9 protein-coding genes and 1 pseudogene are annotated in these 8,735 nt (G+C 74.5%); 5 read left to right on the top strand and 5 right to left on the bottom strand.

Going from position 1 to position 8,735, the window contains the following annotated elements; all coding sequences use genetic code 11:
• Positions 1–80: 80 nt before the first annotated feature.
• The 3 genes from P1P75_RS36765 to P1P75_RS36755 all read right to left on the bottom strand — a co-directional run bounded on the left by P1P75_RS36765 (position 81) and on the right by P1P75_RS36755 (position 2,677).
• Positions 81–542, bottom strand: coding sequence for an RpiB/LacA/LacB family sugar-phosphate isomerase (locus P1P75_RS36765; RefSeq protein WP_319263638.1), 462 nt, complete (start codon positions 540–542; stop codon positions 81–83).
• 258 nt (positions 543–800) lie between these two features.
• Positions 801–1,709 (bottom strand): hypothetical protein, encoded by a 909-nt coding sequence (locus tag P1P75_RS36760; protein ID WP_319263636.1) that lies wholly within the window; start codon positions 1,707–1,709, stop codon positions 801–803.
• A gap of 125 nt (positions 1,710–1,834) precedes the next feature.
• A complete protein-coding gene (locus P1P75_RS36755; protein WP_319263634.1) occupies positions 1,835–2,677 on the bottom strand; it encodes a GNAT family N-acetyltransferase in 843 nt (280 codons plus the stop codon).
• 235 nt (positions 2,678–2,912) lie between these two features.
• On the opposite strand from P1P75_RS36755, the gene P1P75_RS36750 reads away from it, so the two are divergent.
• Positions 2,913–4,289: a Tat pathway signal sequence domain protein gene (locus P1P75_RS36750; protein ID WP_319263632.1), complete on the top strand. Its 1,377-nt coding sequence runs from the start codon at positions 2,913–2,915 to the stop codon at positions 4,287–4,289.
• 92 nt (positions 4,290–4,381) lie between these two features.
• On the opposite strand, the gene P1P75_RS36745 is transcribed toward P1P75_RS36750, so the two are convergent.
• On the bottom strand, positions 4,382–4,885 hold the full coding sequence (locus P1P75_RS36745) for a hypothetical protein (RefSeq protein ID WP_319263630.1): 504 nt from the start codon (positions 4,883–4,885) through the stop codon (positions 4,382–4,384).
• Between the two features lie 222 nt (positions 4,886–5,107).
• Here P1P75_RS36745 and P1P75_RS36740 point away from each other — a divergent pair, with 222 nt between their 5' ends.
• Both P1P75_RS36740 and P1P75_RS36735 read left to right on the top strand, forming a co-directional pair.
• Positions 5,108–5,761 carry a hypothetical protein gene (locus tag P1P75_RS36740; RefSeq protein WP_319263628.1) on the top strand — a complete coding sequence of 218 codons (654 nt, stop codon included), beginning with the start codon at positions 5,108–5,110 and terminating at the stop codon, positions 5,759–5,761.
• Positions 5,762–5,834: 73 nt separating this feature from the next.
• On the top strand, positions 5,835–6,575 hold the full coding sequence (locus P1P75_RS36735) for a DUF1775 domain-containing protein (RefSeq protein ID WP_319263626.1): 741 nt from the start codon (positions 5,835–5,837) through the stop codon (positions 6,573–6,575).
• A gap of 59 nt (positions 6,576–6,634) precedes the next feature.
• Here P1P75_RS36735 and P1P75_RS36730 read toward each other — a convergent pair whose 3' ends face one another.
• Positions 6,635–6,994 (bottom strand): metalloregulator ArsR/SmtB family transcription factor, encoded by a 360-nt coding sequence (locus P1P75_RS36730; RefSeq protein WP_319263624.1) that lies wholly within the window; start codon positions 6,992–6,994, stop codon positions 6,635–6,637.
• A 167-nt stretch (positions 6,995–7,161) separates the two neighbouring features.
• On the opposite strand from P1P75_RS36730, the gene P1P75_RS36725 reads away from it, so the two are divergent.
• Together P1P75_RS36725 and P1P75_RS36720 are read left to right on the top strand one after the other, a co-directional pair.
• Positions 7,162–8,481: an MFS transporter gene (locus P1P75_RS36725; RefSeq protein ID WP_319263622.1), complete on the top strand. Its 1,320-nt coding sequence runs from the start codon at positions 7,162–7,164 to the stop codon at positions 8,479–8,481.
• Positions 8,482–8,547: 66 nt separating this feature from the next.
• A pseudogene (locus P1P75_RS36720) lies at positions 8,548–8,735 on the top strand (hypothetical protein); the annotation flags it as partial.

Below are 8,735 nucleotides of genomic sequence, written 5' to 3'. Positions count from 1 at the left end.
GGGGCTGGGCCCTCGGAGGGGCTGGGCCTACTGCCGGATCCGGGGCCGGCTTCCCCTGCGGCGGGCGTCGGCGGCGGTCGTCACGAGACCGGCGCGTCCCCGTCCCGTCCGATGCGGTCGACATGCAGGACGTTGGCCCGGTCCTCGGCGTCCTCGCCGGCCTCGGCGGCGAACCAGGCGTCGAGGATCTCCTTCAGCAGCGGCTCGGAGGTCAGGCGCAGGCTGAGGGCGAGGACGTTCGCGTCGTTCCAGCGGCGGGCGCCGTCGGCCGTAGCGGCGTCGGCGCACAGGGCCGCGCGGACGCCGGGCACCTTGTTCGCGGCGATGGAGGCGCCCGTGCCGGTCCAGCAGCACACCACGGCCTGCTCCGAGGTGCCGTCGGCCACCTCGCGGGCCGCCGCCTCCGAGCAGACCGCCCACCGGCAATCCGAGCCGGGCCGCAGAGCGCCGTGCGGCACCACGTCGTGACCACGCCCGCGCAGCTCGGCGACGAGCGCGCGGGCGACGGGCTCGTCCATGTCGGAGGAAACGGAGATCCGCATACCTCGGAGGGTACTGAGAGGGGGCGGGCGACGTCGCGCCGGGTGGGGACGGCCTCCGACACCACGTGGACCCGCCCGGACCCGCCGATCACCTGGACCACGTGAGATCGTCCAGACCGCTCAGGCCCTCGACGGCCATTCGAGGTGCCAGGCACCAGGGCACCAGGGCACCAGGGCACCAGGGCACCAGGGCACAGTGCCACGGTCACCAGGAGCGGGCGGCTCCGCCGGAAGCTCGCCGACACCGGCCCGCCCCGCTCAGGCGGGAGGACCGCCCAGCGTCACCGCTTCGCCGTCGGCCTCCGGCGTCGCCTCGGGGAGCCCCACCGGGTTGCCGTCCGGGAGGAGGCCCGACTCGCGGACTGTGCGGGCCAGGGGTGCGAGGAGGTGGCCGAGGCGGGACGTGGCGTCGGGGCCCAGGGTGGTCCAGGGGGCGGCCGCCGCGGTGTCCGTAGCGGCCTCGACGGACGTGTGGGCCGCCGTCCCGGCGGGGGTCAGCCGGCCGTCGTCGGTGAGCCAGCCGCGGTCGCTCAGCCCGGCCTGTGCCGCCCGCCATGCCGCGAGGTCCCACTTGCGGGTCTGCCGCAGCAGTTCCTCGTCCGACTCCCCCGCCGCGCACTTCAGCGCCATGGCCTCGACGGGGCCCAGGCCGTGGCCGACGAGCACGGCGATGTGTCCGTCGCCGCGGTGTTCGCGCAGGGTGGTGAGCGCCTGCCAGAGCCTGACGTGCGGCTGTGCCGGACGCGGCAGGGCCTGGTTGGCGGCGCCGAGGACGCGTCCGGCCGTGTCCGCGGCCTGCGCCGCCTCCCAGGCGAGGTCGGCCGCCTCGGCCATCTCGGCGGCACCGACCGTGTCCGCCCCGAAGACGCGGGTCATCGCGGCGTCCATGGCCCGCTCGCGCGCCGCGAGGACGTAGGCCGGACCGGCGTATCCCCAGGCGTCGGGTACGGCGCGTGCCACGCGGTCGGGGTGGAAGACGTAGAAGGAACTGGTGACGACGGAGGCGGGAACGGGGCCGAGGGGCGCCGCGCGGAACGCGAAGTAGCCCATCCAGAAGCCGCGCAGGCCGACCTCGGCGGCTGCGAGGTGCGCCTCGGGGGCGAAGTAGACCAGGTCGTGGACCAGTTCGAACCGTGCCCACATCGTCCGCGCGACGCCGTCGTCCACCGCATGCCTCCCGGCTCACCGATTCGCTCACCTGACCGCCGGGAGGCAGCATGCGTCATGAGGGAGGGGGCGATCAAGCCCCGGCGTGCTCGCCGTGCTCTGCCGTTGAGCGGGGTACGACGACGCTACGAACGTGCCGGCTGGTCGGCGATCAGGAGGGTGGTGCCGGCCGGGCGGAAGCCCAGGCGGGCGTAGAGGCGGGCGACGGCCTCGTCGGCGTGGGCGAGGAAGACGGTGTGGACGCCGTGTGCGCGGGCGTGGGTGACCAGGGCTGTCGTTACGGCCGCGGCCAGTCCCTGCCGGCGCGCGGTGGGCAGGGTGCCGATGCCGCCGATCTCGGTGGTGCCGCCCGCCGGGTGGTAGTGGCCGACGGCCAGGGGAGTGCCGTCGTCGGCGAGGGCGGCGACGAGCGTCTTGTGTCCGGCGGCAAGGGTGGGACGGACTGTTTTCACGGTGCCGTCCGCGGTCAACTCCGCGGCGACGTCGCGCAGTTCCTCCGGGCCGGCGCCGCTCCGCCGTGTTCCCGGCTCGGCGAAGGCGAGGCGGGGCAGGGCGAGCGCGGCCGCGAGCGCGGGGTCGTCGGCCGCCAGCGTGCGCACGCTCACCCCGTCGGGCAACGGCTGTGGGGCGACGGCATGATGCTGATCGAGCGTCATCAACGGCCGTTCCAGCACCGGCAGTCCGGCCGCCTCGATCCGCGCGCGCAGCGCGGGCGCCGCCTCGGCCAGCCACTCGAAGGCCTGCGGCACGCCGAGTTCACGCTGCCTCGCGCGCACCCGTTCGATGTCCTCGGTACCGACAGGAGTGCCCCCGACGGGCTGGGCGTGACCGGGGCCGCCGTAGTACGGCGCACCCGGCTCCTTGCGTACGAACAGCCGCAGCGGGCCGTACTCCTCGGCGTCGGAGAACAGCAGGGGCACGCTGGCGTAGTACTGCTCGATGCGGGTGCGCAGCGGGTCGTCGTCCATACGGCGTATCCCACCACGCGGCGGTGGTGCGGCACATTGTGAATTCGTGGCACCGATCCGCCCGGCCCGGCCCTCCCACCGTGCCGGACGCGCGGCCACCCCCGGTGCTCAACAACTGTTCCCGGCTTCGGCGTTGACCCGGCCAGGAGCCCACAGCAGAATGACTCCGCACTCCCTTTGAGAGCGCTCTCACCACTCTCGCTCTCCGATGCCCCCGCACCCCTCAAGGAGATCCATGACCGGCAGCCAAGGCCCGGCGTTCAGTCGTCGTGCGCTCATCGGGACCGGCCTCGGTGTCGGTGCGGCCGTGCTCACCGTGGGCGGGGCAGGCGTGGCCCAGGCGGCGGCGCCGGCTTCTCCGGAGCGGCGGGCGTACGCCTTCCTCGCCGCCGCCATGGACGCCTATCCGCAAACCGGCACCGTCCGGCTCGCGCAGAGCTACACCGACCAGGCCGGCCTGTTCAGCACGGCTTTCACCTACGACAACGCCCTGGCCGTTCTCGCGGCGTTGGCGTCCCGCACCGCGGACGGACTGTCCCGTGCCATGGCTCTCGGCGACGCCCTGCTGTACGCGCAGAGCCATGACCCGGTGTACGACGACGGCCGGCTGCGGCAGGCCTACAACGTGGGGCCGTACACCTTCTACGACGGTTCGCCGCAACCGGACGGGTTCGTGCGGGCGGACGGCACGGCCAACGTGGGCACGCAGTTCGGTTTCACGGGAACGGCCGTGGGCGACATGGCCTGGGCCGGTATCGCGCTCGCCGCGCTCGCCAAGCGGACCGGCCGTGACCGCTTCCTCCAGGGTGCCGTGCGGATCGGCGCGTGGATCGACCGCGTCGGCCGTACCGACCAGCCCCTCGGCGGCTACACCTTCGGCGTGAACGGGGCCGACGAGCGGCTGCCGTTCAGCTCGACCGAGCACAACACCGACCTGGTCTGCCTCTTCGGGCGGCTCGCCCGGCTCACCGGGGACCGGGTGTGGTGGGCGCGGCGAGGACGGGCCGTGGCCTTCGTCGAGGCCATGTGGGAGCCGTCCGGCGGCTTCTTCTACACCGGCACTAATGACGGTGTCACGGTCAACAGGTCCCCGGTCCCGGAGGACACCCAGACCTGGACCCACCTGGCGCTCTCCTCCCGCACGTACTCCCGGTCACTGGACTGGGCCCGGACCGAACTGGCCGTCCTGGACTCGGCGGACCGGCGCAACAGCACGGTTCCGGCGGGTCAGTCGTACGAGGGGGTCACCTTCAGTTCCGCGAGTCTCCTCGCGAACGAGGACACGCCGATCGCCGACGGGCAGCCCAGGCCGGACCGCAACGGCGTGTGGTTCGAGGGCACGGCCCATCTGGCGCTCGCCCTGCGCGACCGGCACGCCCCGGGCGACGAGGCCCGCGCCCGCCGGCTGCTCAGCTCGGTCGAGCGGGCGCAGGTTCTGCTCGGCGGCGGCCAGACCCTCGGGGGCACGCCGGTCGCCGCCGGCTCCGGGGTCGTCTCGGCGAGCAGCCCGCTCGACACCGGTTTCGGCTTCGGTTACTACCCGTACCGGCACACCGGCGCCACCGCCTGGTACCTGCTGGCGGCGGCCCGCGCCAATCCGCTGCGGGCCTGACCGGTCCGCATCCACCGCGATCCCGACCGGTCGGCATCCCATACGGGCCCGACCGGTCGGCATCCGTTACGGGCCCGACCGGTCCGCATCCGTTACGACGCGCTGGCGCCCGGTTGCGGGCCGATGCCCTTCAACTCCCGTACCTCCCCGCCGAGTTTGCCGCGGAACTTCTCCAGCATCCCGGGCTCGGCGCTGACCACCCAGCGGGTGCCGACCAGGTACGTGCCGCCGTACACGCTCGCGGAGTCCAGCCAGGTCTCCTTGAGCTTCTCCTCCGGGAACGTGGTGATGAGGTAGCCGCCGTCCGGGGTGGTGCACGCGCCCTGGCGCAGTTCGTCGGCCTCGATGCGGATGTCGGCCTCGCAGCCGGTGAGGCCGGCGATCACCTCGACCTTCGCCGGGGCCACGACCCCGGCCGCGGGGGCGGCGGAGATCTTCGCCGGATCGCTGTTCACGGCGACCTCGTCCGGGCCGCCGCCGCCACAGGCGGTGGCGAGGGCGAACAGGGTCAGGCCTGCGGCGCGCGTGGCGCCGCGCAGGAGGCGGGTGGTGGCGGGGGTGCGGCCGGTGTGTCCTCGCCGCGGCTGCTGTGGCACGTGCCTCTCCGTCTTCCGGTCCCGGGCTGTGCCCGGCCGCGTCGGCGGCCGGGCGTACGACTGCCCAGGGGTACGGCCGGTCCGGGAAGGTTGTTCACCTGCCCGGGTTCGTCATCGTCATCGTCGGCGCCGACAGCGACAGTCGCACCCGCCCCGTGACGCCCGCCCCGTCGGCCTCGCGGCCTGCGTCTTTTCCCGAGCCGGACCCCGACCGTGCGGGCGATGCCGCATGATGAGCGGGCCATGCACCGGTCCCTGAAGACGCCCCGTCCGCCTCTGCCCGTCCTGCGGGCCGCGGTGTTCGCCGTCGTCGGGACGGTGTTGGGGGCAGGCGCGCACCAACTGCTCGCGGAGCGGCCGGTGCCGTGGGCGCGTGGCGCGACCGCGGCGGCCGTGCTGTTCGGTCTGGGACTGGCCGGCGTCCGCCGCCCTCGGCGTTCCGTCACGGTGGTCGTGGTGAGCGTCCTCGCCCAGTCGGGCCTGCACCAGTGGCTGACGCGGACCGGCCATCCGCGGGTGTCGCCCGCCTCGCATGTCCACGACCGGCACGACACCCACGCGGCCTGGTCCGGGCGGCTGCACGACTCCCTGGCCATGACGGTGGCCCACGCCCTGGTCGCGTTGGTGGCCGCCGTGCTCCTGCACCGGGCGGACAGGGCGTGCTGGGCGCTGGCCCGCGGGCTGACGGCCGCGCTCGACGCCGTAGGCGCACGTCTCCGACTCGGGGCCGCACGCCACGCCGGTTCCCCGGGGCTCCGGGGGCCGGTCGCGGTCGTACCGCCGGAGGGTGACCGGCTGCCCGTCTTCGGGCCGCTTCTCACGTACGAGCTGGTCAGGCGGGGTCCTCCCAGGACGAGGCTTGCTGTCGTCAACTGACCTGGCGCCGGCCCCGGTCCGGAACCGGCCGCACGGCCGCCGCCCCGCTGAACGCACATGCCTGGAGACACCCATGTCCCGCATCACCTCGCCGCGCGGTGCGCGGCGCCTGCCCCTTGCCCTGGCCGCCTCGACAACCGCCGTCCTGCTGGCCGCCGTTCCGGCCGCCGCCCATGTCGAGGTGGAGTCGCCCGGCGCGCAGGCCCTCGCCGAGAACGTCCGGCTGACCTTCGTGGCCGAGTCGGAGTCCGCCACCGCCGGCATCACCGAGCTGCGCGTGGTCCTCCCCAAGGGCATCGAGCCCGCCGACGTGACCTACGGCGAGGGTCCGGCGGGCTGGAGGTTCGCCGCCACCACCGACGGCTACAGCGTCAGGGGCCCGGCCGTGAAGATCGGCGGAGACGTCGAACTCACGGTCGTGGTACGGCAGTTGCCCGAGGCGAAGGAGCTGGCGTTCAAGACGCTCCAGACGTATGGCGACGGCAAGGTCGACCGCTGGATCGAACTGGGCGGGTCCGGCGACGGCCACGATCACGGGCACGGCAACCCGGCGCCCGTCCTGAAGCTGAAGGCGGCCGCTCCCGGCGCGCGGACCGTCAGCCCCTCCCCCAGCGCCCCGGCGAGCACTTCGGCCGCCCCGGCTCCGACGGCCGAGGAGAGCCCCGTCGGCTCCTCCCCGCAGGCGGCCGACACCGCGAAGGACGATGACGGCGGCCTGCCGGGTGGCGCCTGGGCCGGCATCGTCGCGGCGGTCCTCGTCGCTCTCGCCGCCGCGGTGTTCCTCGTCCGCCGCCGGGGCGCCGCCCAGGAGTAGCGGTCCGCACGGCCGAGAGCCTTCGCGCATGGCGTGCGAGGGCCCTCGGCCTGTCGTGCTCAGCCGTGCGGTGCCGTCCCGCTGACCCGGTGGTCCGCGTGGCTCAGCGCCTCCAGGACCAGGCGCCGCAGATGGCCGTCGCTGAGCCGGTAGTGGATGTGGCGGCCCTCGCGGCGGGTGTCCACGAGCCCGGCGAGCCGCAGCTTCCCGAGGTGCTGGCTGACCGCCGTGCGGGAGGCTCCGCAGCGTTCGGTGAGCGAGCCGACGTCCGACTCGCCCTGCGCGAGCAGCCACAGCAGATGCAGCCGGGTGACGTCCGACAGCATGGCGAACACCCCGGTCGCCTCGGCGAGCCGCGCGCTGTCGGGGGCCCGCAGATGCACATCGACCGCAGGTGAGATGGGGTGGCTATCGGGCATGGGGCCAGCCTAGAGCCATCCGCCCGGGGTGCGGCCGGGTGGCCGGAGATCGCGGTGCCGAGGCCGGCGCGTATCCCCTGCGTGCACTTCATCATGTGCACAGATGCGCACATGACAGTTACACTCGGGGCACCTACCCGGACCGTGCCGCCGAGGGAGCCGACCGCATGCTCGCCGTCCTGCGCGACCGCACCTATCGCCACCTCTTCGCCGCCCAGGTCGTCGCCCTGGTCGGCACCGGCCTCGCGACCGTGGCCCTCGGGCTGCTGGCGTACGACATGGCCGGCTCCGACGCCGGTTCGGTACTCGGCACCGCGCTCGCCATCAAGATGGCCGCGTACGTGCTGATCGCCCCGGCCGTGGGCGCGCTGGCCGACGGCCTGCCACGCCGGGCCCTCATGCTGTCGGCGGACCTCACCCGCGCCGGGGTCGCCCTGCTGCTGCCCTTCGTCGACCAGGTGTGGCAGGTGTACGTCCTGGTCTTCCTGCTCCAGTCCGCGTCGGCCGCGTTCACGCCCGCCTTCCAGGCCGTCGTCCCCGACGTGCTGCCCGAGGAGCGCGACTACACACGGGCACTGTCGATGTCCCGGCTCGCGTACGACCTGGAGAGCCTGTTCTCCCCAGCGCTGGCGGCGGCCCTGTTGTCCCTCATCACCTACAACTGGCTGTTCACGGGCACCGCGCTGGGCTTCCTCGCGTCGGCGGCGCTGGTGGTCTCCGTGGCGCTGCCCCCGGCCCGCCCGTCGACGGCGTGCGGCGCGTACGCCAGGGCCACGGCGGGCGCCCGGCTGTTCCGCACCGTCCCCGCACTGCGCGCCCTGCTCGCCCTGAACCTCGCGGTGGCCGCGGCGAGCGCGATGGTGACCGTCAACTCCGTCGTCTACGTACGGGACCTGCTGGCCCTGCCGGCCGGGGCCCTGCCGCTCGCGCTCGGGGCGTACGGGGCCGGTTCGATGACCGTGGCCCTGCTCCTGCCCCGGGCACTGGACCGGGTGCCGGACCGGACGGTGATGCTGCGCGGGGCCGGACTGCTCGTCGTCGTCTTCGCCGGACTGGGTGCCGTCACGACGGCGGGCAGCGGTGGCTGGCGGTGGCCCGCCCTGCTCGTCGTGTGGGCCGCCTTCGGTGCCGCCTGTGCGATGGTGCTGACGCCGACCGGACGGCTCGTCACCCGTTCGGCGCCGGCCGGGGCGCGGACGGCCGCCTTCGCCGCCCAGTTCTCGCTGTCGCACGGCTGCTGGCTGCTGACGTATCCGCTGGCGGGCTGGCTCGGAGCGGCGGCAGGCCCGGGGTGGGCGGTGGGCGCTCTCGGCGCGATCACCCTGGGGGCCTCGCTGTCGGCGGTACGGCTGTGGTCGACGCCGCCGCCCCATGTGCACGCCGACCTGCCCGCGGGGCACCCGCACCTGAGGGACGCCCGGCGCGTGCCGTCCGGCTGGCGGCACCGCCACGCCGGTGTGGCGGACGGGGCGCACGCTCACCCATAGCGCCCCTCGCCGGGATGTTTTCGCTCTGTGCGGGTAGGGCTGCCCCACGGCAACCCGGAGGAGTCCATGTCCCCTGCGACACGACGTGCGGCCCGCTGGGCGGCCGGCACGGCCGCCGCTCTCGTCCTCATCGGCGCCTGCGGCAGCGGCGGCGGTGACGACGCGGCACGGACGACACCGGCACCGCCACCCACCGGGTCCAGGGCACCGACCACGGCCGTCAGCTCCCCACCGCCCGCCCCGCAGTCACCCAC

This window comes from Streptomyces sp. ID05-39B, assembly GCF_033794725.1.
Classification (GTDB): domain Bacteria; phylum Actinomycetota; class Actinomycetes; order Streptomycetales; family Streptomycetaceae; genus Streptomyces; species Streptomyces bobili.
The sequence above is the reverse complement of the archived record's forward strand: the minus strand, read 5'-3'. Positions and strand labels throughout refer to the sequence as shown.